The sequence below is a fragment of the Sphingomonas sp. genome, from assembly GCF_030145815.1.
In the GTDB taxonomy this organism is placed as follows: Bacteria; Pseudomonadota; Alphaproteobacteria; order Sphingomonadales; family Sphingomonadaceae; genus Sphingomonas.
The window spans coordinates 115,172-141,356 of sequence record NZ_JAIXHL010000009.1 but is presented as its reverse complement, the minus strand read 5'-3'; the positions used below and the strand labels follow the sequence as shown (position 1 = coordinate 141,356).

Annotated in this window: 24 protein-coding genes; 5 read left to right on the top strand and 19 right to left on the bottom strand. The window is 67.0% G+C overall.

The features are described from left to right. Positions 1-41 precede the first annotated feature (41 nt). Entirely contained in the window at positions 42-1,721 is a 1,680-nt protein-coding gene (locus KYX69_RS10050) for a M28 family metallopeptidase (RefSeq protein WP_300496697.1), read from the top strand. 24 nt (positions 1,722-1,745) lie between these two features. Then, positions 1,746-2,570: an NAD(P)-dependent oxidoreductase gene (locus KYX69_RS10045; RefSeq protein WP_300496695.1), complete on the top strand. Its 825-nt coding sequence runs from the start codon at positions 1,746-1,748 to the stop codon at positions 2,568-2,570. On the opposite strand, the gene KYX69_RS10040 is transcribed toward KYX69_RS10045, so the two are convergent. The 3 genes from KYX69_RS10040 to KYX69_RS10030 are packed head-to-tail and all read right to left on the bottom strand — an operon-like array spanning position 2,480 to position 5,308. Then, positions 2,480-3,409 (bottom strand): EamA family transporter, encoded by a 930-nt coding sequence (locus KYX69_RS10040; protein WP_300496692.1) that lies wholly within the window; start codon positions 3,407-3,409, stop codon positions 2,480-2,482. The two genes, KYX69_RS10045 and KYX69_RS10040, sit on opposite strands and share 91 nt — an antisense overlap. Then, the gene (locus KYX69_RS10035) at positions 3,406-4,407 is read right to left on the bottom strand and encodes a low specificity L-threonine aldolase (RefSeq protein WP_300496690.1); all 1,002 of its coding nucleotides are present in this window, start codon (positions 4,405-4,407) and stop codon (positions 3,406-3,408) included. The genes KYX69_RS10040 and KYX69_RS10035 overlap by 4 nt, the downstream gene beginning before the upstream one ends. Positions 4,408-4,456: 49 nt before the next feature. Further along, entirely contained in the window at positions 4,457-5,308 is an 852-nt protein-coding gene (locus KYX69_RS10030; protein WP_300496689.1) for an SDR family oxidoreductase, read from the bottom strand. A gap of 73 nt (positions 5,309-5,381) precedes the next feature. On the opposite strand from KYX69_RS10030, the gene KYX69_RS10025 reads away from it, so the two are divergent. Both KYX69_RS10025 and KYX69_RS10020 read left to right on the top strand, forming a co-directional pair. Continuing rightward, positions 5,382-5,942, top strand: coding sequence for a hypothetical protein (locus tag KYX69_RS10025; RefSeq protein WP_300496687.1), 561 nt, complete (start codon positions 5,382-5,384; stop codon positions 5,940-5,942). Beyond that, positions 5,942-6,421, top strand: coding sequence for a DUF421 domain-containing protein (locus tag KYX69_RS10020; protein WP_300496686.1), 480 nt, complete (start codon positions 5,942-5,944; stop codon positions 6,419-6,421). The genes KYX69_RS10025 and KYX69_RS10020 overlap by 1 nt, the downstream gene beginning before the upstream one ends. A gap of 429 nt (positions 6,422-6,850) precedes the next feature. Here the strand turns inward: KYX69_RS10020 and KYX69_RS10015 are convergent, their stop codons facing one another. The 16 genes from KYX69_RS10015 to KYX69_RS09940 form a co-directional block, all read right to left on the bottom strand. After that, on the bottom strand, positions 6,851-7,852 hold the full coding sequence (locus KYX69_RS10015; RefSeq protein WP_300496683.1) for a GGDEF domain-containing protein: 1,002 nt from the start codon (positions 7,850-7,852) through the stop codon (positions 6,851-6,853). A 135-nt stretch (positions 7,853-7,987) separates the two neighbouring features. Further along, on the bottom strand, positions 7,988-8,533 hold the full coding sequence (locus KYX69_RS10010) for a peroxiredoxin (RefSeq protein ID WP_300496680.1): 546 nt from the start codon (positions 8,531-8,533) through the stop codon (positions 7,988-7,990). Between the two features lie 17 nt (positions 8,534-8,550). Beyond that, complete coding sequence (locus tag KYX69_RS10005) at positions 8,551-9,657, bottom strand: phospholipase A (protein WP_300496679.1); 1,107 nt, start codon at positions 9,655-9,657, stop codon at positions 8,551-8,553. A 54-nt stretch (positions 9,658-9,711) separates the two neighbouring features. Continuing rightward, the gene (locus KYX69_RS10000; RefSeq protein ID WP_300496676.1) at positions 9,712-10,299 is read right to left on the bottom strand and encodes a hypothetical protein; all 588 of its coding nucleotides are present in this window, start codon (positions 10,297-10,299) and stop codon (positions 9,712-9,714) included. A gap of 41 nt (positions 10,300-10,340) precedes the next feature. Next, positions 10,341-11,684: an HlyD family type I secretion periplasmic adaptor subunit gene (locus KYX69_RS09995; RefSeq protein WP_300496675.1), complete on the bottom strand. Its 1,344-nt coding sequence runs from the start codon at positions 11,682-11,684 to the stop codon at positions 10,341-10,343. After that, the gene (locus KYX69_RS09990; protein WP_300496672.1) at positions 11,681-13,432 is read right to left on the bottom strand and encodes a type I secretion system permease/ATPase; all 1,752 of its coding nucleotides are present in this window, start codon (positions 13,430-13,432) and stop codon (positions 11,681-11,683) included. Before KYX69_RS09990 ends, KYX69_RS09995 begins: the two co-directional genes overlap by 4 nt. Positions 13,433-13,502: 70 nt before the next feature. After that, entirely contained in the window at positions 13,503-14,300 is a 798-nt protein-coding gene (locus KYX69_RS09985) for a 3-deoxy-manno-octulosonate cytidylyltransferase (RefSeq protein WP_300496670.1), read from the bottom strand. Beyond that, positions 14,284-15,261: an SIS domain-containing protein gene (locus tag KYX69_RS09980; RefSeq protein ID WP_300496668.1), complete on the bottom strand. Its 978-nt coding sequence runs from the start codon at positions 15,259-15,261 to the stop codon at positions 14,284-14,286. The genes KYX69_RS09985 and KYX69_RS09980 overlap by 17 nt, the downstream gene beginning before the upstream one ends. Before the next feature lie 123 nt (positions 15,262-15,384). Beyond that, positions 15,385-16,320, bottom strand: coding sequence for an FkbM family methyltransferase (locus KYX69_RS09975; protein WP_300496666.1), 936 nt, complete (start codon positions 16,318-16,320; stop codon positions 15,385-15,387). Between the two features lie 74 nt (positions 16,321-16,394). Then, positions 16,395-19,370, bottom strand: coding sequence for a M10 family metallopeptidase C-terminal domain-containing protein (locus KYX69_RS09970; protein WP_300496664.1), 2,976 nt, complete (start codon positions 19,368-19,370; stop codon positions 16,395-16,397). 75 nt (positions 19,371-19,445) lie between these two features. Further along, positions 19,446-19,823, bottom strand: a complete 378-nt coding sequence (locus KYX69_RS09965) for a hypothetical protein (RefSeq protein ID WP_300496662.1) — start codon at positions 19,821-19,823, stop codon at positions 19,446-19,448. Between the two features lie 75 nt (positions 19,824-19,898). Next, entirely contained in the window at positions 19,899-20,732 is an 834-nt protein-coding gene (locus KYX69_RS09960) for an FkbM family methyltransferase (protein ID WP_300496661.1), read from the bottom strand. Between the two features lie 10 nt (positions 20,733-20,742). Then, complete coding sequence (locus KYX69_RS09955) at positions 20,743-21,813, bottom strand: hypothetical protein (RefSeq protein ID WP_300496660.1); 1,071 nt, start codon at positions 21,811-21,813, stop codon at positions 20,743-20,745. Next, positions 21,810-22,913, bottom strand: a complete 1,104-nt coding sequence (locus tag KYX69_RS09950; protein ID WP_300496657.1) for a polysaccharide biosynthesis/export family protein — start codon at positions 22,911-22,913, stop codon at positions 21,810-21,812. Before KYX69_RS09950 ends, KYX69_RS09955 begins: the two co-directional genes overlap by 4 nt. Next, positions 22,906-24,297 (bottom strand): glycosyltransferase family 1 protein, encoded by a 1,392-nt coding sequence (locus KYX69_RS09945; protein ID WP_300496654.1) that lies wholly within the window; start codon positions 24,295-24,297, stop codon positions 22,906-22,908. The genes KYX69_RS09950 and KYX69_RS09945 overlap by 8 nt, the downstream gene beginning before the upstream one ends. Continuing rightward, complete coding sequence (locus KYX69_RS09940) at positions 24,294-25,415, bottom strand: glycosyltransferase family 1 protein (RefSeq protein ID WP_300496652.1); 1,122 nt, start codon at positions 25,413-25,415, stop codon at positions 24,294-24,296. Before KYX69_RS09940 ends, KYX69_RS09945 begins: the two co-directional genes overlap by 4 nt. Positions 25,416-25,453: 38 nt before the next feature. On the opposite strand from KYX69_RS09940, the gene KYX69_RS09935 reads away from it, so the two are divergent. Further along, positions 25,454-26,095, top strand: a complete 642-nt coding sequence (locus KYX69_RS09935; protein WP_300496651.1) for an ABC transporter ATP-binding protein — start codon at positions 25,454-25,456, stop codon at positions 26,093-26,095. The last annotated feature ends 90 nt before the right edge of the window (positions 26,096-26,185 follow it).

Genomic DNA, 26,185 nt, shown 5'->3' with positions numbered 1-26,185 from the left:
ACGCCTCACCCCCTCTTTGGTTCAAACGAAAGTTCGACACCTTGTCCAAGTTCCGCCTGTTGCACTCGACGCTCGCTTTCTCGCTGATCATCGCGCCGCCCGCCGTATTGGCGCAGGACGCCAAGGCACCCGCCGACACGACCGCCGAGGATAATGCCCGCGTCAACGCGCCGCTGCCGCCCGCCGAGGCGGCGATGAAGGCGCATGTCATGTTCCTCGCCTCCAACGCGATGAAGGGCCGCGACGCCGGATCGCCGGAATATGACATCGCTGCGGAATATGTGGCGTCGCAATATTATGCGGCGGGGCTGCGTCCGGCCGGGGACAAGGGCAGCTATCTCCAGGCCGTCCCGCTGCTGAGCTATCGCCCGGCGGACAAGGGCACGCTGACCGTCACGCGCGGCGGTACGCCGGTGACGCTGGAGTTCGGCAAGGATTACATCCCCGGTGGCGATCCCGAAAAGCTGAGCACGCTGATCGATGCCGGCGTGGTGTTCGTCGGCTATGGCATCGTCGCGCCGCAGTATAAGCGCGACGATTACAGGGGCGTCGATGTGAAGGGTAAGATCGTCGCCATCTTTGGCGGCGCCCCCGGCAGCTTCGACGGCGAGGAACGCGCGCATTTCGGCAGCAATGCGAACAAGGCGGCGATTGCAGCGAGCAAGGGTGCAGCGGGCGTGATCCTGATCGAAACGCCGGGGTCGCGTCGCCCATTCGCGCAGATGGTCGACTATTGGGACGAGTGGCGGATGACCTGGGCCGATGCGCAGGGCAATGGCCACCTCCCCGCCAAGGGCACGCCGACGCTGGCATCGATCAGTACGGCTGGCGCGGCCAAGCTGTTCGGTGACGACAAGGGCTGGGCCGCCGCGACCAAGGCGGTCGCGGATGGCAAGCCGGTGCTCAAATCCTTTGCGACGCGCGCGACGCTCGCCGCAGCGCTCAAGACCGAGCGCAAGATGGTGATGAGCAGCAACGTCGCCGGGATCATCCCGGGCAGCGACCCTGCGCTGAAGGACGAGGTGGTCGTGCTGACCGCGCATCTCGACCATGTCGGCGTCGGTCGCGCGGATGCGAAGGGCGACACCATCTATAACGGCGCGATGGACAATGCGATGGGCATCGCCTCGCTGATCGAGGAGGCCAAGCGCTTCCAGGCATCGGGCAAGCCGCCACGCCGGTCGGTGATGTTCCTGGCGGTGACGGCGGAGGAAAAGGGGCTGATCGGTGCCGATTACTTCGCGCACAACCCGACCGTGCCGAAGGACAAGATCGTCGCGAACGTCAATCTCGACATGCCGGTCATCACGTACAAGTTCGAAGACATGATCGCATTCGGCGCGGCGCGCTCGACACTGGGTGAGACCGTGGCGCGCGCCACCGCGACCGTCGGCGTCGGCGTCGGCACCGATCCGATGCCGGAACAGGGCTTCTTCGTCCGCTCCGACCACTATCGCTTCGTCCAGCAGGGGATCCCGTCGGTATTCCTGTGGCCGGGCATGGCGGGCGTCGGCCGCGAGGCGTTCGACCGCTTTCTGTCGACCCGCTATCACCGCCCGTCGGACGAGATCACCAATCCCGAAATCCTGTGGGATCAGGGCGTCCGCTTCATCGAGGCCAATTATGCGATCGCCCGCGAGATCGCCGACGCGGATGCGCGTCCGGCGTGGAAGAAGGGCGATTTCTTCGGGACGCTGTACAACGGCTATGGCGCGAAGTGAGCTGAACGGGATCGGGACGGCGTTATGCGCCTCTTGATCTTCGGCTTTGGATACAGTGCGCGGCACATCGCCGCCGCGCTGCCCGCCGCGCGGATCGTGGCGACGGGGAGCGCGGGTAACCTTGGCTTTGACGATTCCGAGCGGGTGCGGTTCGAGATCGCGCAGGCGACGCATATCCTCTCTTCGGTCCCGCCGGGCGAGGCCGATCCGGTACTGGCGACCTATGGTGCCGAGCTCAGCAAGAGCGGGGCGTGGCTCGGCTATTTGTCCTCGACCGGGGTCTATGGCGACGCGCAGGGCGCGTGGGTCGATGAAAGCGCACCGACCGGGACCGGGCGCCGCACCGCGCGCGCGGCGGCGGATGCGGCGTGGCTGGAGCTGGGCGCGCGGGTGTTTCGCCTGCCCGGCATCTATGGTCCGGGCCGATCGCCGCTCGACCGCATTCGTGCAGGCGAGGCGCGGCGGATCGACGTGCCGGGGCAGGTATTCAGCCGGATCCATGTCACCGACCTTGCCGCCGGGGTCATTGCCGGGTTCGATGCGCCGCCCGGCGCCTATAACCTGTCCGACGACGAACCGGCGCCGCAGTCCGATGTGATCGCGTTCGGGTGCCGCGTGCTGGGCCTGCCCGTCCCGCCGCTCGTGCCGCTGGCCGAGGCGCAGCTGTCCCCGCAGGCGCGCGCCTTTTATGCCGAGAACCGCCGCGTCGCTAACGGCAAGGCGAAGCGCGTGCTGAACTGGCGGCCGCGCTTTCCCGATTACCGCGCGGGCCTGCGCGCCTTGAGCGCAACGACCAGCCCGACCCCGGCCAGCGCCGCCCCCGCTCCCGCCAGCAGCGACCAGCGATAGCCCTCGAACAGCGTCGAGAGCAGCATTGCGATCACCGGGATCAGGACGCTGGAATAGGCCGCCTTGGCCGGGCCGATCACGCGGATGATCCCGAAATAGAGCGGGAAGGCCACGGCCGACGCGACAATGCCGAGATACAGGACCCCCGCGATATAGGTCGCGGTCCATTCGAACACCGGAGGGCCGGTCGTGGCCCAGGCGAACGCGCCGTCCATGCCCGCGCCGAGCAGCATTGCCCACGCGATCGTCGTCGCCATCGGGTAGCGTTTCGACGTCTCGGTCGCCTGCATGATGTTGGCGACCGACGCGCACATGACGCCGAGCAGCGTGACGCCGATGCCGTAATAAACCTCGCCGCTCGCGAGAGGGTCACGGCGGATTTCATGGATGAACAACAGCGCTACGCCCGCCATTGCCACCACCGACCCGACCAGCAGCTGCCGTCCCATGCGCTGGCCAAGGAAGATGCGCGACAGGATCGCGTTGGGCACGAGGAGCAACGCGAACACCACGGCGACGAGGCCGGAGGTGACGTGCATCTCTGCGCGGTAGACGAAGTTGAAGTTGAGCACGAACTGCATCAGCCCGAGCAGCGCGGCGAACCCCATGCCGCGCGCATCGAGCCACAAAGGCTGGCGCGACCATGCCGCCCAGGCGAGCATCGCGATTCCGCCGACGAGGAAGCGATAGGTGACCGACCAGGTCGGCGGCACCACGCCGAGCTGGCCGGTAATGACCAGCCAGGTCGATCCCCAGATCAGGGTGACGATGCCGAACGGAATCAGCACCGCGAGCTTGGTGGAATTGGGCCGCGGGGCCGTTGTCGTGCCCTCGCTCACAGCGCGGCGAGCGCCGCTGCGAGTGGCGCGACCGCCGCTTCGTCCTGATCCCAAGCAACGACGAAGCGCGCTTCGCCGACGCCCCAGTCGTAAAAGTCGAAACCCTGCGCGCGCAACGCTGCGGCCTCGTCTGGGCTAAGCCGCACGAACACCGCGTTGGATTCGACCGGGTGCACCAGCCGGTGCGGCGCGGCCCGGCCCAGCAGCGCGGCCCCGGCATTGGCGGCGTGCGCGTTGCGCAGCCAGATGTCGTCGTCGAGCATCGCGATCAGCTGCGCGGCGAGAAAGCGGCCCTTGGACTGGAGATGCCCCGCGCGCTTGCGCCGCATCTTGCAGGTTTCGGCGAGGTCGGGGCGGAAGAACACCAACGCTTCGGCACCCATGCCGCCATTCTTGATGAAGCCGAAGCTCAGCGCATCGACCCCGGCGCGCCACGTGACATCGGCCGGGTCGCACTCATGATGCACGACCGCATTGGCAAAGCGCGCGCCGTCCATGTGCAAGGCTAGATTGCGGCTGCGCGCGAGGTCGCCGATCGCCGCGACCTCGTCCGGGCTATAGGCCAGTCCATATTCGGTCGCGTTGGTGATCGAGATCGCGTGCGGCTGCACCCAGTGGACGCCGGGCTTGACCGCATCGAGCACGGCCCGGATCGAATCGGGGGTCAGCTTCGCGCCCGCCCCGTCGGCCAGCATCAGCTTGGCGCCGTGGGTGTAGAATTCGGGCGCGCCGCCCTCGTCCATCTGGATATGTGCTTCGCGGTGGCACACCACCCCGCCATAAGGCGGGCAGAGCGAGGCGAGCGCGAGGCAGTTGGCGGCGGTGCCGGTCGGAACCCACAGCACCGCAACCTCGGTCCCGAACAGCGCCGAAAAGCGCGCATCGAGCGCCGCGCTCCAGCGGTCACCGTCATAGGCGGTGTCCTGAATATTGGCGGCGGAGAGCGCCGCGATTACCTCGGGACAGGCGGGGGCGGCATTGTCGGAGAAGAAGCGCATGGCGGACCAGATGCGCCGCCATGCGATCCCGGTCAATCAGCCCGTTGGATCATCCGTTGACGATGATCCCGCCATTGGGATGCAGCACCTGTCCCGACATGTAACTGGCATCCTCGCAGGCAAGGAACAGGAATGCGGAGGCGACCTCATTGGGCTGGCCCAGGCGACCCATCGGGGTGTCTTCGCCGAAGGTTTCAAGCTTTTCCGGCGACGCGCCGCCACAGGGGTTGAGCGGCGTCCAGATCGGGCCGGGCGCGACGGCGTTCACGCGAACGCCCTTTTCGATCAGGTTTTCGGACAGCGAGCGGGTGAAGGCGGTGATTGCGCCCTTGGTGCTCGAATAGTCGAGCAGCTCGGCCGAGCCCTGGTACATGGTGACGGATGTACAATTGACGATTGCGGCACCGGGTTTCAGGTGTGGAAGCGCCGCCTGTACCAAATAGAACATGCCGAAGATGTTGGTCTGGAACGTGCGGAGCAATTGCTCTTCGGTAATGTCGCGAATGTCTTTGTCGGGGTGCTGTTCGCCGGCATTGTTGATGAGGACATCGAGCCGTCCGAAGGCGTCGATGGTCTGCGCGACGGCGCGGTCGCACATCTTCTTTGACCCGACATCCGCCTTGATCAGGATCGCGCGGTGACCTTCTGCCTCGACGATGCGCCTAGTCTCCTCGGCGTCGGCGTCTTCGAGCAGATAGAGGATGGCGATATCGGCGCCCTCGCGCGCGAACAGTGCCGCGACCGCGCGGCCGACGCCGCTGTCCGCGCCGGTGATCAGCGCGACCTTGCCGTCGAGCCGCCCCGAACCGGGATAGCGCGGCTGCCATTCGGGCTTGGGATCGAGCGTCCGCTCCTCGCCCGGCAGCGCGTCTTCGTGGATCATTTCGGCGGTGTCGGTCATGCTGTGCTCCAGTCGTGCCCCGCCCGGCGTATCAACCGGGCGTGGCGCAAGCGGTTCCGCGCAACCGGGCGACATGCCGTTCGTTACGGTCGGGATGAGCGATGCACCCGCCCCCTCTTATCCCGACGGCATCGTCCCGGCGCATGCCGATCCGACAACCGGGACGGGGCGCGGTCGGCGGCGGTGGCTAGCGCTGATCCTGCTGAGTGCGCTGATGATCGCGGCGCTGCTGGGTGTGTTCGGCGGCGGCAAGGCGCGACCGCTCACTACCACTACCCATGCCGCCACGCTGGAAGTCCGCACGCCGCGTGTGGTCCGCAACGGGGTGTTTTTCGAAACGTTGGTTCGGGTGACCGCGCGCGCACCGATCGAGAAGGCAGTGATCGCGGTCGATGCGACCTTGTGGCGCGATATGACCATCAACACGATGATCCCCGCACCGAGCGAAGAATCGGTCAAGGACGGTGGGTTCCGCTTCGACTATGGTCCGCTCAAGCCGGGGGAAACGCTCGACATCAAGATCGACGGCCAGATCAACCCGCCGCTGTTCGCCGGCACCGAGGGGAAGATCGCCGTGCTGGATGGCGAGCGCCCACTGGCGGCGATCCCGCTGCACATCACGGTGCTACCCTGATGGATATCGTGATCCGGGCCAGCGTGATGTTTGCCATCCTGTTCGGGCTGCTGCGCCTGATGGGCAAGCGCGAACTGGGGCAGATGACGCCGTTCGAGCTGGTGATGCTGGTGGTGCTGGGCGACCTGATCCAGCAGGGGGTCACGCATAATGATTTCAGCCTGACCGGGGCAACGCTGGCGATCGCGACCTTTGCCTTTTGGGCGAGCGTGCTCGGCTGGGTCAGCTATCGCTGGCCGCGCGCGGAGCGGGCGATCGAGGGCGAGCCCCGCGTGCTGATTCGCGACGGCGCGCTGATCGAGGCCAATCTGAAGCGCGACCGGCTGACGCGGCGCGAGGTGGAATCGGAAATGCGGCTGGCGGGCATTGCCCATGTCCGCGATGTTGCCTGGGCGATCCTGGAGCCCGAGGGGCGGATCAGCTTCATCAGGCGCGGGGACGGCGAACCCGCACAGGCGGAGGATGCGCGACCCGCGTGAAGCGGGGGCGCACCCCGCCGGTCAGGCGATGAAGCCTGCCGACTGGGGTGCGATGGTGGTGGCGACCATGGCGGCGGTGAGACCGAGCGACACGAGCGCGACGAAGAACTGACGAACCATTTTATCTACTCCCTGTGAGACTGCAGCGGATCAGGCGACCGGGCCAAGGCTGACGGTGTTGGCGATCATCACCAGGGTGAAGCCAGCAGCGCCGACCAGAGCGACGGCGGAGCGGGCGAAGTTTTCGAAACGGAGTGCCATGATGTTTTTCCCTCTTTTGCTTCCCGGTGGATCAGTCCGCCGGGGATGCCAGAGAGATTGCAGGGACCGTGCCAGTTTCGATAAGTCACTGATTTACAAGGAATTGTAATTTTATTGTCGGGAAGATTGGGAAAAAATCCCTAGCCGGTTGGCGTAATTTCCCAATGATCAGCCGCCGATCACGCGATTCCGCCCGGCATGCTTGGCTTCGTACAATTTGCCATCAGCGCGCGCGAAGCTGTCGGCGAGCGATTCACCGATATGAACGCGCGTGAGGCCCGCCGAGAACGTAATCTCCCCGATCGGCAGGTCGGATTCGCGCAGGCGATAGCGTTTGGACGCCACCATCGACCGCGCATGTTCCATGATGTCGCGCGCCTTGGCGATACCAATGCCGGAAAACAGGATTGCGAATTCCTCGCCACCATGGCGTGCGACGAGGTGACCGACACAGGTTTCGCTGAGCGCCTGGGCGATGGTGCGCAATACGCGGTCGCCCACGGCATGGCCGAAACGGTCGTTGACCGACTTGAAATGATCGACGTCGCACACCGCGATGCACAGCCGCGCGCCCGACGCCTGCTGCGCGCTGAACGCTTCCTCGAACGCACGGCGGTTGGGCAATTCGGTCAGCGCGTCGCGCCGGGCATTGTCGCGCGCTTCTTCCAGCGCACTGCGCAGCTCGCTCGCTTCGCGCGTCGCGCTTTCCAGCTGCGATTCGGCGCGATGCACGCGCTCCAGCATTGCGCCGGTGATGCGCGACACTTCTTCGAGCGCGACGCCGACTGGTCCGTCACCCGATCGGCGGATCGCGTCGGCGCTGGCGGCGAGGTCGCGACCGAAGCCGGCGGTCTCGGCGCGCATCGCCTGCACCATGTCCTGAAAGCCCTCGACCTGCATCTGCGTCTTCGCGACCAGGCCATCGACCTTCTCACGTGCCTTGGCGGCATTGGCGGGCGGTTCGCAGCCCAGCGATTCGATGTCGCGCTGCGTCAGCCGAACACCACCCTCGGTCAGGTTCGCGACCGCCTTAGCGAGCGCGCCATCGGGATCGTGCAGCAGGTGCCAGGCAAAGGCGAAATTGGCGGGGCTCGGTTCGAGCCGCTGGTCGAAGAGGAACCGGCCGATGCGATCGTACAGCTGACGCGCGGGATCCCCGGCCTCATCCACACGTGACGCCCTCGCCAGCCTCACCAACCCGTCCTCCGTTTCACCAAGGGGCCCACCCATTGCGCCGCTCCGTTCGGCACCGGACTTAAGCCGGAACTGCTAATATCCGGTGAAACGAGCCAGCCCAGTTACGGATCAGCTTTTCCGGGTCGCCCGCCACTGGCGCACGGCGGCGAGCGTGTTGCGCACATGGTCCGCCGGGCTGAGGTCGCTGTGCGCGTAGATGATCTTACCGTTGGGGGCGATCACGTAGCTGGTGCGGTTGGTGGCGTCGCGGCCCCCAATCTGACGGCCCAGCGCGACGTCATAGCCGCGGATGACTTCCGGGCTGGCACTGGCGACGGCGAATTTTCCGGCGCAGTCCTTGGCAGAAAAGTCGCGCAACTTATCCACAGGATCGGCCGACATGCCGATCACGACGGCCCCGGCTTTCTTGAAATCGTCGACTGCTGCGGCAAACGCCGCCGCCTCGGCGCTGCACCCGGGGGTGAAGGCGGCGGGGAAGAAATACAGCACCACCGGCCCCTTTTTCAGCTGCGTAGCCAGGTTCACGGTGAAATCGCGCCCGGCGATCGCGCCCTTGGCCGTGAAATTGGGTGCTTTGGCCCCCGGGGCGAGTGCGGCGCTGGCCGGCATGGTCAGCGGCAGCATCAGGGCGGCAAGAGCGAGCTTCAGGCGCATGGGTCTCTCCTACAAATTCATCGCGTCAGGGCGATCCCGATCCGCGCATGGCTGTCGCGACGGCGATGATCGTCAAGTGCTTCACCATAACCTGTAAAGCCTTGGGCGAAGAGATAGAAGCCGAGACTGTCGCTGATCCGCGCCAGCGGGTACGACGCGAACAGTTCCGCCGCGCCGCGCCCGCTCTCGGGGCTGCCGCGCACGGTGAGCGCGAGCTTGAGGCTGTCGGGCTTGACCAGCGTGAGGCCGAGCGACCCATTACCCCAATAACGGTCGAGATCGGGGGCGACACCCTGTTTGCCGACATAGACCCAGGCCTGGGGCGTCACTTCGGCGCGCCAATTGTCACCCAGGTCGAAGGCCTTGGTCGCGCGCAGGAAGATACGGTTCGAATCGATCGAGGTGGCGTCGCCCTCCCCGTTCGAATCGTGCCGCCAGCCAAGGCCAATCGTCGCAGTCGGATCGACCGCGCGCTCGACATAGACTTCGGGCGAATAGGTCGTGTGGGTGAACGGCCCGGACGGCAGGTCGAGGCGCCAGAACATCGTCTGGGTATAGGCAAAGCGCAGATGGCTGAACGCGCCGTCGCCACCGATCGGCTGAAACGCGAAACTGACCTGCAGCTTGCCGCCCGAATCGCCCAGGCCGAACGCGCCATAGACAGGTTCGTGCGGCGTGAACCGGTCGAGAAAGCCCGATCGCGTGCCGGACGATGTCGGTGCCTCACGCTCGCCCGCCTCGGCGCTGCGCGGTGCGGCGGCGGGTGCGTCGGCGGTCCAGGGTGCGCCGACCCCGGCGGGCAGCGGCGCGCCGGGCAGCGGCTTGGTCACCGGACGGGCGGCATAGCCGGTGGGCACGTAGCGCGCTTTCGCAAAGCTGCCCGGCGCGATCGTTGCGGCGGGTGCAGGCAGGCGTTCAAGGATCAGACGCGTGCCGTCGGCTGCGGTCACCTCGATCGTGCGCGGCCCTTCCGCCGCGACCGGGGCAGTGCCTTCGTTGATCAGGATCACCTCGACCCCGCGCAGCGCGGCTGCTTCCGAGTCGGGCTGAGTCGGCACGGCGCGCAGCTGCGCCACGGCGGGCGCTGCGATCGTGGCGGCGACGAGGAGGATCAGGCTTCGCATGATCCCCGGATGCCAGCGCCCGGTGACGTTTGCGAGTCGGAAACGTGGGGTCGGTCAGTGCGTCCAGTCGAGACTGAGCGACTGGAAGTGCCAGCGGCGCTGGGCCGGGGTGGATCCGTCGACATCGTTGACGCGGCGTAACACCGCCTCCCCCTCGATCCGTACCGGTCGCCCGGACCGATCGGTGCCGGTGATGGTGACCGGCGCGGTGTAGTAGGATGACCCAGCCGCCCCTTCGATCACGCCCGTCGGGACCGCGACGGTCGGCCGGTCAAGGTCCGCGAACAGCGCGCGGAACGCCGGACGGGTCCATTTGCGCCGATCGGCGGGGCTGAGCAGCGCCCAGGCCTGATCGACGCGCCCCAATTCGATGGCGCGGGCGAAATCGAGCAGGACATCGCGCGCGCCGGTTTCGCCCCACTCTGCGTCGGGGGTAAGGGTGGGCGACGCTGTAGCCGGGGTCGGCGCAACGGCGGGCGCAGGTTCCGCTGTGGCCGGTGTCGGGGAGGCTGGAGTAGCTGGCGCGGACGGCGCGGTCACCGTCGGCGTCGGGCTCGGTGTGACGGCTTGCGGGTCGGGTTGCCCACAGGCAGCGAGAGTGACGACCGGCACCAGCAGCGCCACGATCCGTTTCCTGTCCATGCCGCTACAACACCGCAGCGCGCCGGGGCGTTCCGTGCCGCTTAGCCTTCGCGCAGCGCGTAGCGGAGCTGATCGACCAGCGGCTTGGTAAGGTAGGACAGGATCGATCGGCTGCCGGTCGAGACGAACACTTCGGCCGGCATCCCCGCCTTGAGCGCGATATTGGGATTACGCGTCAGCGCCGCCGCATCGACGCGCACGCGGATGCGGTAGAAGGACTGGCGGGTGGCATCGTCGCGGGTCAGCTCCGGCGACACGAAGATCAGCTTGCCCGGTATGTCGGGCGTCGCCTGACGGTCGAGCCCGGAGAATACGATGCGCGCGTCCTGGCCGGTGCGCACCTGATCGACGTCCTGCGGGCGAATCCGCGCCTCGATCACCAGCGTGTCGCGGTCGGGGACGATCTGCAGGATCGGCTGGGCGGCGGGGACCGCGCTGCCGACGGTCGTATAGGCGATCTTGTCGACCGTGCCCGATTGCGGGGCGCGCACCTCGCTGCGGGCGAATGCGTCGGCGGTGGTCGCGACACGGACCTGCTGTTCGTTGATCTGCGCGACGACATCGGCGAGCTGGGTCGCGGCCTCGCTGCGCATATTCTTGGTGACGTTGAGGATCTGCTCGCGCGTTTCGGCGATGCGTGCGCGCGCCTGCGCGATGTTCGATTGCAGCGCTGCGCGGCTGCCCTCCAGCTGCACCGCCGCGCGCTCCGCGCTGTTGAGCCGGTTGATCGTCACCAGCTGCTTTTCGTGCAGCCGCCGCAGCCCTTCCAGCTCGGGCTCGATCAGCACGAGTTGGCGGTCGGCGGCGTCGATCTGGACGCGATAGCCGGCGATTTCGCTGTCGAGCTGCTCGATCCGCTGGCGCAGCAGGTCGAGCGTGCCGCTCAGTTCGGCCCGGCGCAGCGCGAACAGCCCCTGTTCGCGGGCGATCAGCTCGCGCACCCGCGCGTCGCCGCTGCGCGTGAGCTCGGGCGGAAGCCGCATGCTGGCCGCGCCGTCGCGCTCCGCCTCAAGCCGGGCGCGGCGGATCAGCAGCTGCTCGAGCCCCTGCGACGCCGACTCCGACCCGACCTGGGTGACGCTGGTGTCGAGCCGGACCAGCAGCTGCCCCTGCCGCACGCGATCGCCATTGCGCACCAGCACCTCGCGCAGCACCCCGCCATTGGGATGGCTGACCACGCGCACGCTCGAATCGACGACGACCTCGCCCATGCCGATCACCGCGCCGCCGACCTGGAGGATCGCCGACAGGCCGAACAGGCCGAACACGAGGAAGCCGATCAGGGCGAAGGCGCGGCGGGTACGACGCTGAAGCCGCGCGTCGGCGTCGCGGGGATCGGCAAGTTCATAGGCCGCATCGTCGTCGATCGGGCTGTGCGCGTTCATGCCGATCCGCCGCGTTGCGGGAGAACCGCGACATTCGCCGTCTCGGCCGCGCCGCGCGGGCGCGTGACCTTGGCCAGCACCTCGTCGCGCGGACCGAATGCCTGGACGGTGCCGCCGCGGATGAACAGGGCGAGATCGACCGCGGCGAGGATCGCCGGCCGGTGCGCGACCATCAGCACGATGCCGCCACGCGCGCGCACCTGTTCCACCGCGCGGATCAGCGCCGTTTCACCTTCATGGTCGAGATTGGAGTTGGGTTCGTCCAGCACCACCAGAAACGGGTCGCGATAGAGCGCGCGGGCGAGCGCGATGCGCTGGCGCTGGCCGGCGGACAGCTGGCCACCATCCTCGCCCACCTCAAGGTCATAGCCATCGGGCAGCTGCAGGATCAGGTCATGCACCCCCGCCGCACGCGCCGCCGCGAAGACCAGGTCGGGCGGAGCGTCGGGTTCGAACCGGGCGATATTCTGCGCGATCGTGCCGGCGAACAGCTCGACCGACTGGGGCAGATAGCCGATATGTGCGCCGAGCTCGTCGGGATCCCATTGATCGATCGTCGCGCCGTCGAGCCGCACATGGCCGCGCGCCGGCTTCCACGCGCCGATCACGCCGCGTACCAGCGACGACTTGCCCGAACCGCTGGGGCCCAGGATGCCGACCGCCTGCCCCGCCTGCAGCCGGAAGCTGGCGTCGCTGACCGTGGTGCGGGTGGCCGCGGGCGGCGTGAGGGTCAGATGCTCGACCGACAGCGTCTGGCTGGGCGGGGGCAGGCTGGTGCGCGCCTGCACTGGGGCGGGGAGCTGGCGCAACAGGTTCGACAGCCGCGACCAGCTTTGCCGCGCACCGACAAAGCCGCGCCAATTGGCGATCGCCGCATCGACCGGGGCAAGCGCGCGCCCGGCGAGGATCGAGCTGGCGAAGATGATCCCCGCCGTCGCCTTGCCATCGATCACCAGCACCGCACCAACGGTCAGCACCGCCGATTGCAGGAACATGCGCAGCACCTTGCTGACCCCGGTTAGGGTCGAGGTCGCGTCGGTCAATGCTGCCTGTTCGCGCAGGAAGGTCGCGTGCGCGCCCTGCCACTGCGTCACCATCCGCTGACGCATGCCGAGGCTGGCGATCAGCTCGGCATGGCGCCAGCGCCGGTCGCCAAGACTGCGGCGGCGTGCGCCAGCTTCGTTCACGGCGGCGAGGTGGCGGGCATTGATCCGCTCGGCCGCTGCGGTCAGGCCCGCCAGCACGAGCATCCCCAGCAGCGTCACCACGCCCAGCCAGTAATGGACCATGGTCAGTATGAGCAGGAAGAAGATGATCCAGGGCAGGTCGATCAGCGCGGGCGTCCCGGCGCTGGCGATGAAGCTGCGCAGCTGGTCGAGATCGCGGGTCGGGCTGACCATTTCCTTCGCATCAGGCCGTTCGAGCGCGACGCGCCCCTCGATCTGCTGCACCCGCCCGATCAGGCTGTTGTCGAGCGACGCGGCGACATCGGCGAGCATGCGCGCGCGCATCACGTCGAATGCGCCATAAAAGGCAAAGGCGACGATCACCATCAGGAACAGGCTGATCAGGGTCGCCTGATGCTGCCCCGGCAGCACCCGGTCATAGACCAGCATCAGATAGATCGATCCGGTCAGCATCAGGATGTTGACCATCGCGCTGAGCGCCACGATCCCCCACAGCCCTCCGCGCACGCGCCGCAGCGCATCGCGCAGTTCGGATTCGCCGAGGCGGCTTCGCAAATTCATCATCTCGCCACGCCAGTCCCCGGTCCGGCCTCAGCAAATACAGGGGAATGGCGCCGGGGGAAAGCGTCCGTCATGCCCGCACCGCCAAAGCGCGTTCGACCAGCGTCACGTCTGCGGGATTGTTGACTTCCCAGAAGCCCGCGGGCGGGCGCGTCACTTCGACCAACCGGATCGCGGTGCCATGTTCGAGGAAGCGCAATTGCTCCAGCCCCTCGGCCAGTTCGAGCGGCCCCGGCGGGAGCGCGGCATAGCGACGCAAGGCCGCAGGGGTATAGGCATAGAGGCCGAGATGCAGCTTCAACCCGTCGCCCGGCCCATAGGGGATCGGGCGTTTGGAGAAATAGAGCGCCTGACCCATGGCATCGGCAACGACAGTCGTGCCACCGATCCGGCCCTCCTGATGATCTGCAACCAATTGTCCGCCCAGCGCACCGTCGCACGCGATCCAGGGGGTCAGCACCGGCGCGGGCGCGGCGACCCAGGCGTCGATCAGCGCATCGAGCGCGGCACGCGGGATCAGCGGCGAATCGCCCTGCAGGTTGATCACCAGATCGGGGTCTTCATCCAGCTGCTCCAGCACGGCGGCGCAGCGCTCGGTCCCGTTGCGCAGATCGGTCGCGGTCATCGCAACCGCACCGCCAAAGCCGCGCACGACATCGGCGATGCGCAGATCATCGGTCGCAACCACGATTTCAGCACGATCCTGCAGCGCCATCGCCGCTTCCCAGCTCCACCGGATCAGCGGTTTGGGCACGCCATCAGGACCCCGCAGCAGGGTGAGCGGCTTGCCGGGAAAACGCTGCGAAGCATAACGCGCGGGCACCACCACCAGCACGCGCGGCGGCGGTGCGTCAGAGGATGCCGGCACGCAGCAGATCCTGAATATGGACCAGACCGGTCGCGCGCCCGGCATCGACCACGAACAGGGTCGAGATCCGGTGCATGCGCATCAGGTCGAGCGCCTGCGCGACATCGGCGGCGGCGTCGATCGTGACCGGGTGCGGGGTCATCAATGCGCTGGCCGAGAGCGTTGCCACGTCCATCGCGTGCCGCCGGATATCGCCATCGCTGATCGCGCCGATCAGCTGGCCGGTCGCATCGGTGACGCCGACAATGCCCTGACCCTTGGCGGTAATCTCACGCACCACTTCGGCGCCCATTGCCTGGACCGGGACCAGCGGCAGGCGGTCGCCGCCCACCATGATCTGCGCCAGCGGACGCAGCCTGCGCCCGAGATCGCCGCCGGGATGCAGCGCGTGCATGGCGCTCCGCCGATGGCCGCGCAACTGCGCCACCAGCAATGCGAGCACATCGCCCATCGCCATCGACACGATCGTCGACGCCATGGGTGCAGCATAGTCGCCGCTGCCTTCGTCGCAGTGCGGAATCAGCAGAACATGGTCGCAGAGCAAGGCGAGCGGCGCATGGCTGGACGCGGTGATCGCGATGGTCGCGGCGCTGAGATGCCGGGCATGCTCGATGACCCGTACCAGTTCGCGGCTCGCCCCCGATGCGCTGAACGCCACCACGACATCCTCGCCCCGGATCGCGCCGAGATCGCCGTGCAGCGCATCACCGGCATGCAGAAACTGCGCGGGAGCATCGAGCGAGCAGAGCGTGGCGGCGAGCTTGCGCGCGACGATCGCCGATTTGCCGATCCCGCTGGTCAGCACACGGCCACCACAGGTCGCGATCGTCGCTGCCGCCTCGATCACCGTGTCGTCGATACTGTCGTCGAGCAGGGCGAGCGCGCGTTGTTCGGCGCGCAGCACCCGGTGCGCGGTGGCGCGCAGATCGTCACCCGCCAGCGCCGCGACGCGATCATGCATCAGGCTGGACCGCCGAAATGGGCAAGGAACACGCAAACATCGAACGGCCCCAATGGGTTGAGTCCGCAATCCATGCACCGCCGCCGTGGCGAAGGCAATCGGCGCGCCTCCCGGTGTGCTCCGCTACCGGATCAAGACGAGCATCTGATCCTCATGCGGAGGCGCGGACAGCACCGCTTCGCGCGTCGTCGGCAGGACCACTTCGGGATCGAAATAGTCGATCCGGTGGAGGGCAAAGCCATCGGCGAGGATCGTGTCGAGAAAGCCCGCCGCGTCGGCATAGCGCGCCGGGGTGAACTCCATGAACACCGTCAGTGGGCGGTTGCGGCGGAGGAGTCCGGCCATGCCGCGCCATACGGCATCCTCTGCCCCTTCGGTATCGATCTTGATGAAATCGGCGTCGCGCAGGGCATTGAACGCATCTGCGCGCTGGACGCGGACGCGAATCTCGCCGTCGCGGCCGCTGGGCTGGCTGAAATGGGCGTTCTTCGGTTCGGTCGGCGGCACGAACATCACCGTGTCGCCTGGTTCGTCGCTCAACGCGACTTCGTGGATCTGGGTAAAGGGCGCGAAGCCGTTGACGTGTGCACTGCGCCGCGCGCGTTCGGCCATGCGCGGATTGGGCTCGAACGCCACCACGCGCCCAGTCGGCCCGACCAGATCGGCCATCAGCATCGTGAAATAGCCGAGATTCGCACCGATATCGACGGCGGTCATCCCCGGTCGGATGAAGCGCAGCATCGCCTCGGTCGTCCACATCTCCCAATAACCGTCGAGCAGCAGGAAGGTGGACAGGCCAACGTCGCGTGTGTCGACGAACATGCGATAGCGGCCAAGCACCCGGCACACCGCCATGTCGCCGCCAAGATAGGCATTGCGGCACAGCGCGCGCACCGCTGCCTCGTTCAAGTGACGTGGCGGCACGCGCAGCCGCCACAGGTCGAAATATTGGCCGGCCTGCTCCAGCGGAGACGCGCTGCGATGTTGCGCCGAGCCCGGAGGCATCGGCTCCGCGTCATCCTGCCCTGTCGATGCGCTGCTTCCGGGTTGGCTATCCATTGCCAACCAACCCGGGACGCGCAGCTTCGATCCCTGATGCAGCGAACTTCACCCGGTCGCCCGGGCAAAGCGCGTCAGGCGATCAGATACCAGCCAGCATGCGGCTGTTCCCACGCGCTCATGCCGCCGTCGCGCGCGGCCGACAGGTCAACGCCGACCATCTCGTCCTGAACGTCGGCCAGGTTCTTGACCACAGGCTCGCTCGACGCCGTCAGAATGAAATCGCTCTGCGACAGGCTCGCCCGCGCAACCCCGTTGATGACGATGAAATCGCCATTGCCCAAGTCGATGGCGGTGGTGCCGCCATTTTCGTGCATCGAGTTGATCACCGTCTGCCAGGTCAGGCCATAGGCGCTCAGGTCAATGCGGTCGGTCCCCGCCACAAAGTCGGCGATCACGTCACCGCCCGTGCCCTGGGTGAAGACGAAGGTGTCCGCGCCCGCCTCACCGAACAGCACGTCATTGCCCGCGCCGCCGTTGAGGATGTCATTGCCCGCGCCGCCGAGCAGCCAGTTGGCGCTGGCACTGCCGGTGATGCGGTTGTCGAGCTCGTTGCCGACGCCGAACGGCGTGTTGCCGCCCAACACCAGATTTTCGACATTGGCGTTGAGATAATAGCCCGCGCCGTTGATCGTGGCGTAGACGGTATCGGTGCCGCCACCGACCGCCTCGAACGTCAGATCGTTCGGCGTATCGACATAATAGCTGTCATCGCCCGACCCGCCGTCCATCCGATCGTAATCGCCGAGGCCCGAGTCACCACGCAGGATATCGTTGCCCGCGCCGCCGACCAGGATGTCGGTGGCGAAATCGGACCCGCCGATCAGAATGTCGTCGCCATCCTCGCCATAGAGCGCATCGGCACCGTCCCCGCCATTCAGTGTATCGTTGCCGATCCCGCCGACGAGATAATCGATCCCCGCATCGCCGAACAGCTGGTCATTGCCGCTTTCGCCGAACAGCGAGTCCACCCCGTCGCCGCCGCGCACAATGTCGTCGCCACCGCCGCCGATCAGCAGGTTCGAGCCGCTATTCCCCTGAAGCGTGTTGGCAAGGTCGTTGCCGACCCCGAAAATATCGCCCGCACCCTCGGCCAGCGTCAGATTTTCGACATGCTGCCACAGATAATAGTTGCTCGTCGAAATGACGGTGTCGGTGCCTTCGCCAGCGAATTCAAACACGATGTCGTCCAGGCGGTCGACATAATAGGTGTCGTCGCCACGGTCGCCGTGCAGCCCATCGGCGCCCGCTCCGCCGTTGAGGATGTTGTTGGCCGCGTTGCCGATCATGAAATCATTGCCGCTGCCACCGATCGCGTTCTCGATCACCGAACCACGCGCGATCACGACATTGCCGCGGCCGAGACCGATGTTGGAAAACGCCTCTTCGCGCAGGTTGATCAGCTGGTTAGAGATGTTGCCGGAATAGTCGAGCGTATCGATCCCGCCATTGTCGATGATCGTATAGGCGACATTCGGGTAGAGCGACGCGTTGTAGATGTCGCGGCCGGCGTTGCTGTTATAGCCATAGGTGGTGTCGCCGGTCCGGGTCGTGGTCACCGTGCCATACATGTTGGCAACCGCGATCGCGTCCGCCGCCATCGGCGACAGCGTGAACTGGCGGGTATAGCCGAGCCCGGCGAAATAGCTGTTCTCGAGCGCGTCGAAATACGACATCACCGTCGTGATCCAGGCATCATTGAGATAGCCAGCGTCGGTCGCATAGTCGGCGCTGCTGTTATAGTTGCCGCCATGCCCCAGGCCCAGCGCATGCCCGATTTCATGCACATAAGTCTGGAAGGAATAGGTGTTGATTCCCGTGCCATAGGTGGTCAGCCAGGCGGTGCCGACGTTGACCGTGGCGCTGGATGTGACGCCAGCGCTGTTGAACGACGCGTTGGCGAACGCGCCTTCCTGATTATCGTCGAACGTGATCTGGGCGTTGCCGGTCTGCTCAACGAAATTGATGCCGGTGAAGTCGGTCCACAGTTGCAGCGCCGCGCGCGCCAGCGTCTGACCGCTGGCCGTCAGTCCGGTGATATCGACGGTCAGCGTGCCGCCCGGGGCCACCGCAAAATGGTGCGGCGTCGTCCAGTATAGCGTAGTCAGCTGGTTGGCGATCTGGTCGTTGGTCCATACCGTGAGCGGCGGAGCTTCGCCGAAGCTCAGCGTGAAGCTGCCCTGATCCTGCTCGCGCCAGGTGCCGACGTCGATATAATAGGTGCCGCTGGTGGTCGGGGTGAAGACGAGCCGCGAATAGGTGCCCGCGCCACCATCGTCATTCTCACCCAGTGCGCCACCGTTGGAATCGCGGAGCATCAGCAAGGTATCGACAGTGCCGGAACCCGAGGTTTCGAACACATAGCGCGTGCCTGCGGTCAGCGTGACCGCATACCAATCATGGTCGCCAAGGCCGTTGATGTTGACCGTGGTCGAGCCGCCAAAGGCGACGGTGCCGGTGGTGGTGCGGTTGTCCGCCACTGCATCGGCCGGATTCCACAGGCCATTGCTGGCGAACAGGCTGTACGAGCCCGTAACACTGCTGCTGAACCCGCTGACATCGACGAAATAGGTGCCGCTGGTCGTGGCAGTAAACGTGATGTGCGACAGCACGTCCTGCCCACCATCGTCGTTGGTGACGATCACGCCGCCGCTCGAATCGCGCAGCCTGAGCAGCGTGTCGGTCGGGTCCTGGGCGCCGTTGGTCCAGAAGGTATAGGTCTGGCCGGCGGTCAGAGTGACGCGATACCAGTCCTGGTCGCCGCCGGTATCGATCGCACCCGCGACCGAGCCGCCGAACACCACGGGATCGGTCGAGCTGGTGCTGCCCGGCGCGTCTTCCGCAACCTCGACCGGCAACAGGTCGTCGTCGTCGAGCCGCGCCTTGGCGCAGGCCTCGCACATGCAGGACGTGACCTCCGCGTGCTGGATCAGCGCGGTGCCGACCGACCCGTCGAGCTGCACGCCGCCGCCGAACCCGTCGACGATGCGCGAGAATCCGGCGAAATTACCGTCGGTCACACCGTCAACCGTTGTCGAGATTCCGAACACGCCCTGCCTCCTTCACTGGACATCCGACCGGCCGGACATCCTTGAAAAGGCGGTGCAAATCCCCCGAGTAACACTTCAGTCCGATAGCGCCGCCGCCCGGGCGACATCCCGCGCCAGCAAGCCGATGGAGTCAAGCCCCAAAGGGCGATCGGACGATGAAATCATGCGGGTTTCGACCGAACGTGCGCGTCCGCGCTCGATCACCGTCACATCTGCGGCCATGGTGTCGGACCGCACGACGCGCAGGGAGACCGTCATGCCATCGCCCGATCGCTCCCCGACGGGCACCAGCGCATAGGGGCGCGCGGCTGCCGCCGACAGCTGTTCGACGAAGCGCGCACACACCGCCCGCGCGTCCAGCCCGGCCTTTTCGCCCCCCGCAACGGTGCAGGACACGGACAGCGGCGCTCCGGCTCCGCTTACCGACATGGCGAGCCAGACGATCCACGACATGCTGCTTCTCCCGCTAAGACACGCATGCGCAGCACCTTGACCGCGCGGCGATGAACAGAGGCTGTCGCGCGCACCTCATCGTCGGAAGCACAGCATGTGGTCGATATTGTGCGGCTGGGCAAAGATTGCGTCGATCGTGGTCGGCTGGATCCCGGCAGCATAGTCGATGATCTCGAGGCTGAACCCCTCGCCGATAATCTCCTCCAGAAACCCGCGCGGGTCGGGGTAGCGCGACACGGTGAATTCCATGAAGATGGTCAACGGCTGACCCCCGGCCAGGATGCCGGTCATGCCGCGCCACACCTGCTGCTCGAACCCCTCGACGTCGATCTTGATGAATTCGGCATTGAGCGCATCGGGAAAGCTGTCGAGCCGACGCAGCGGCACCGCGTTGGAAATGCCTTCCCCCTCATAGGCATGCACGCGACCGCCACCGGGCTGATGCGTCATCACCTCCATCGTCACATAGCCCTCTTCGCTCCCAAGCGCGACGTTATGGACGGCGGCAAAGGGGGCGTAGCCGTTCATCTCGACGCTGCGCTGGGCACGGGTCGCCATGGCGGGGTTGGGCTCGAACGACAACACCCGCCCCTCGGCCCCGGTGAGGTCGGCGAGCAGCAGCGAATAATAGCCGAGATTGGCGCCGACATCGATCACGGTCGATCCGCGCCGGACGCTGCGCAGCATCGCTTCGGTCACCCACATTTCCCAGAAGCCGTCGAGCATCAAATGGCTGGAGATGCCGATGTCGCGGGTGTCGACAAACATCTTGTAGCGACCCAGCACGCGCGCCAACGCGGTGTAGTCGCCGCAATAGGCGGTGCGGCACAGCGACCGGATCTCCGCCTCGTTGAACGTGCGCGGATGCTGCAGCAGCCGCCAGATGTCGTAGATCGGTCTCGCGCTCATTCCATCCCCATCAGTTCATGGCGCGCGCGGCGCCGAATTGTCCCGCCAGCCGCCCGACCAGCGCGCGCCACCGCGCGGGCGGCGGGGCCGATCCTTGCGCCGCCAGCTCCGCCGCCAGCGTCTCGACGCTGCACGGGGCGCCGGTGCGCGCACTGGCATAGAGCGGATAGGCGATCAGCGCGGCCGCCACCAGTTCGGTGAGGCTGCACCGGCGGGTCCGGCGCGCAATCGGTGCGCGATCCTGCGTCAGGCCCCAGCCGGCATAGAAGGGCTGACCGTGCACGACCACGTCGCGCCCGCGCACCAGCGCCTCGAACCCGGTGAGTGAGGTGAGTACGTGCACCGTATCGACCCGGTCGAGCAGGTCGGGCAGGCCGGCCTGAGGTGCGACAAGATCGGCAAGCTCGATGGCGTCGCGCTCGCCCTGCCCAGCCGCGCGCAGGCCCGACACGACATCGGGGTGCGGCTTGTACACGATGAAGGCATCGGGCTCCTCGGCCCGGACGCGGGCGAGGAGGTCGAGCATCCCGGTCACCCCGGCATTGCCGAGCCGCACCGACTGGTCCGCCTCGACCTGACCGGGGACCAGGACGATGCGACGCCCTTGCGGCAAGTCGAGCGGTGCGCCGGAGAGGTTGTATTTGGACAGTCCCGCCGACCGCAGCAGCGCGATCAATGCATCGGCACGCGCCAGGGTCGCGGCACCAAATTCTGCCGTCTGGAGCAGCGCTTCAAGATCGCTCGGGCCGGTCGGGTCGTAATGCGGGCGGCGGCTGTCGAGGGTCAGCGAACAGGGCTGCACCAGCGCCGCGCCCAGACCGGCAGAGCGCAGAAACCCGTCCTCGATCCACCAGAGCGGCACCTTCGCGTCCTCCGCCGCATCCTCCAGTCCCGGCGGGACCCGCGTCGCCCAGCAGCCGATCGCCCCACCCCGCTCCCGCGCGATCGCGACGGCGCGCGCAGGGTCGCGGGCAATGGCCGGACCATGGCGGTTGCGCAGCATCGTGGCGATCCGCCGTCGTTTCCACGGCGCGATGCCGATCAGGCAGGCGAGACCCTCGGGCTGCGCCGCTGGTGTCATCGCGTCAGCAGGTCGACGGTGATCGCGGGCGTCACCAGCGTGTTGAGCAGCTGCACCAATTTGCCGAACTGCACCGATCGCGCATTGGCGACCAATAGCACGTCCTTTTCGCGCATCTCGAAGCGCTGCGACAGGAAATAGCTGCGCGGATCGAGCAGGTTGAGGCGATAGATGACCGGCTTTTGCGCGCCGTCGGGTCCGACCTCGTAGCGGAAGATGAACACGCCGGTTGCATCGGCGCGGTCGTCGGCGAGGCCACCCGAGCGCGCAATCGCCTCGGCCAGCGTCAGCGTGTCGCTGTCGAACGCGAGTTCAGCCACATTGCGGGCCGAGCCCAGCACGGTGAGCGAACGCACGCTGCGGATCAGCTGGACATGGTCGCCCGGCGCAAGCCGGACATTGGCCGGACTATCGACGCGCAGCTGATCGAGCCGGATTTCCGCCGCCTGGCCATCGCGCACCAGCCGCACGCGCGTATCCGCCGGACGATTTGCCGGCCCACCCGCCTGCGCGATCAGGTCGAGCAGCCGCTCGCCCGCCAGCGTCAGCGGCTGACGACCGGGGTTGCGGACATCGCCACTGGTCACGACGCTGCGCCCCGGTCCACGCTCGATCGCAACCACCACCTGCGCCTGTTGCGACAGGCCGCGCAATTTCTGACGAATCTCCTCGCCGACCGCTGCGCTCGTGCGCCCGACGACGCGGACCGCGCCGATATAGGGAATGGCGACCAGCCCGGACTCGCCCACTTCCATGCGCGGGAGCGTGCGCGCGCCCGCCGCCGGAACCGCCCCCTCGCGCGCGCTCGTCTCCCCCGACGGGGCGAACAGCGCATAGCCGACCTCGAACACCGTCACCGTCAGCGTGTCGCCCACCGCAATCTCGCCGGTCCAGGGCGCGGCATCGGCGATCGGCCAAGCCATTGCGGGAGCGACAGGCTGGCTGGGCGCGGGGGTATCGACGATATCGATCACGGCGATACCCGATGTGGCCGCAGGGCCCACCACCTGCGACACGGTCGGCGCTCCTGCAGGCAGCGTGGCGCAGGCCGATGCCGCAAGCAGCACCGGGACGAGCGTGCAGAGCCTGAAGCTACGCATGCGCGGCGACTCCATCCGTGCGCCTGGCCGCGAATTGGGCGGCCGCGCGTTCGTCGAGCAGCTCTTCATAGAGTCGCGCCAGCCGCTCCTGATAGCGCGCGAGCGAGAAGCGCTCCGCCTGCACCCGCCCGGCCGCGCTCAAGGTCGCGCGCAACTGCGTGTCGCTGTCGAGCTGTGCGAGGCCAGCGCGGATCGAGCGCGGATCATAAGGGTCGACATACAGCGCCGCGTCGCCGCCCACTTCGGGCAGTGAGCTGACATTCGAGGTCAGGACCGGCGTGCCCAGCATCATCGACTCCAGCACCGGCAGACCGAATCCTTCATAGATCGACGGGAAGGTCACCGCCTTTGCCCCGCGGATCAACCGCATCAGCAGCGCGCGCGGCAGATAATCGATCCGGCGGATATTCTTGAACGTCGCCTTGAGCGGCTGAACCTCGTCACGCTGGAGCAGCCGCAATTCATCGTCCGCGCCCCAACTGCGGCGACCGACGATGACCAGCGGGGTCTTGGTCGCGAGCGAGAGATAGGCTTCGATCAGGCGATTGACGTTCTTCTTGGGCTCGATCGCGCCGAAGAACAGGAAATAGCCCCGAAATGGCAGGTTAAAGATGCTGTGGATCGCGGCGGCAACGTCGTCGTCGCTTTCCTGCAGCACCGCGTCGGGCACGCGCACCGCCTGATAGGTGTTGACGACCTTGGGCTCGGCAAAGGGGAAGAATTCGATGATGTCGCGCCGGCTCGATTCCGACACGGTGACGATGCGGTCGGCGCGCCGGGCGACCGTGCGCATCAGCTTGTAATAATAGCGTTTCCGGTCGGCGCTGGCATAGGGAAGCTTGAGCGGGACCAGGTCGTGCATGGTGTGGATATTGGCGGCACCCGAGAGGTTGACCGGCAGCGGATAGGTCCAGTGCATTACATCGACCGGCGCGGGGACATGCACGTTCGAAAACAGCCCGAGCCGCGCGAAATTGCGCCCGGCGAGGTCGAAAATATCGGGCGCGGTGTAGAGCCCGCCATCGAATTCGGGCAGCCGGTGGGCGAATTGCCGTGCGAGCACGCGACCGTCCTGCGGAATGGCGCGGGCGCGGCGGTCGCGCAGCATCAATGTCGTTTCGCGAACCCAGCTCAAGGACAAGCGACCGGGTTTGCGCGTTTCATGCTCGCCGCCCAGCGCTTCATAGAACATGACATCGCGCAGCTTGGGGTTGAACGGCGCGCGCAGGCCGTAAAGCCCCCCGACCGGCACGCCCATGTCCTTAAGCGCCCCGGCAAGCTGATAGCCATAGGTGGCGACCCCAGTGCCGCGGGGCAGCGCGAGATTGAAGCCGTCGATCAATACGCGCATCGTGAACCCGCCCCCAAGGGTCTCATAACTCACCAAAAGCGTTCGTAAAGCGCCGCAAGCCGCGCGGCAAAGGATTCAGCGGTGAACTGCGCGGCGCGCTCGTGCCCTTGGGCGATCAGGCGGGTGCGCAACGGCACGTCGCTGGAAATCCGGCGGATCGCATCAGCGAGCGCAGAATGGTCATGTGGATCGACCAGTAGCGCCCCGTCCCCGGCAATCTCGGCGGCCGCGCCGGTTGCGCTCGCCAGCGCAGGGACGCCGAGCGCCATCGCCTCGACCACCGGCAGCCCGAACCCTTCGGCGAGCGACGGCATGAGCAGCGCCCGCGCTCCGGCGATCAGCGCCGCGACAGTCGCATTGTCCTGCCAGCCGAGCCGGATCACGTCGGGGCCGTCCATCCGTGCATGGGTGCGCCCGCGCTCCGATGCGCTGCGCCAATGGCCTTCCGGGCCGGCAATCACCAGCGGGAGCCCGGTCGCGGCGCGGCGATGGGCATCGAGCAGCGCTTCGATATTCTTGCGCGATTCGACGCGACCGACCGCCAGTAGATACCCGCCCGCAATCAATCCGGCAGGCAATATGCCAAGCGGTCCGGGATCGACCGCCTGAAAGCAGCAGCTGACCTGGTCTTCCGTCAGCGAAAGCCGCGCGCGCAGGTCGGCCCGCACCGATTCCGACACGGTCACGAACTGCGCGGCCACGCCCGCCAGCCGCTCCAGCAACCGCCGGTGACGGCGCGGCGCGATGCCGGTCAGGTCGGGGTGGGTGAGCGGAATCAGATCGTGGACGGTGTAGAGGTTCGCCGCCCCCGCGACCTGGAGCGGCATCGGGTGCGACCAGTGGACGATCGCCGGTGGGTCGGGCAGCGTCAGGGTCGTCAACGCGCCGGTCGCGGTGAAGCGGCGCTGGGCAAGGCGGTAAAGGTCGGGGACCAGCCAGCCTGGTTCGGCGCAGGTAGCTGCCGAGCGCCCGTGAAGCATGCGCGGCACGTCGCGCCATCCCGCCCGCGCCGCCGCATCGCCCCCATCGCCGATCGGCTCCACCGCAAGGGGCAGCCGCGTGAGGGCATCGGCCAGCCCGGCGCGATAGCGCGCGATGCCGGTGCCTTCGTGCCAGCGCACCGCGCGCCGATCGACCGCGATGCGCTTCACCCCTGTGCTCCGCCCGCGCGCTTGCCTATCGTCGCGCGATGATTCGCTTCGACCGCGTGAGCAAGACCTATCGAACGCGGCGCGGCCACCACCGCGTGCTCGAGGACGCGAGCTTCACCATCGGGCGCGGCGAGGCGCTGGGGATTTGCGGCCATAACGGCGCGGGCAAATCGACGCTGTTGCGCCTGATCGCTGGGGTGGAACGGCCGAGTTCGGGGACGGTCGAGCGCCAAATGTCGGTATCGTGGCCGCTCGGCTATGGCAGCAGCTTTCAGAGCAGCCTGACCGGCGCCGACAATGTCCGTTTCATCGCGCGCGTCTATGGGCGACCGGTCGACGCGGTGCTCGGCTTTGTCGAGGCGTTTGCCGAGCTTGGCAGCTATCTCGACATGCCGATCCGCACCTATTCTGCGGGGATGAACGCGCGGCTGGCCTTTGCCGCATCGCTCGCGGTCGATTTCGACTGTTACCTGGTCGACGAGATCACCGCCGCGGGGGACGAGCGTTTCCGTGCACGCTGCCACGCGGCGCTGATGGAACGGCGCGAGCGGGGTACGCTGGTCATGGTGTCGCACGATCCGCACACGCTGCGCGCCTATTGCACCAGCGGCGCGACGTTGAGCGACGGACGGCTGACCTTCTACGACTCGATCGAGGGTGCGCTGGAGCAGCATTTTTGACGGCCGAGCCGGCATGGCCGGCTCGGCGGCACCAGCCCGCTCCCCCACCCGGCCACCCATTTCAGAATATCCTGTCGATGGGTGGCCGGG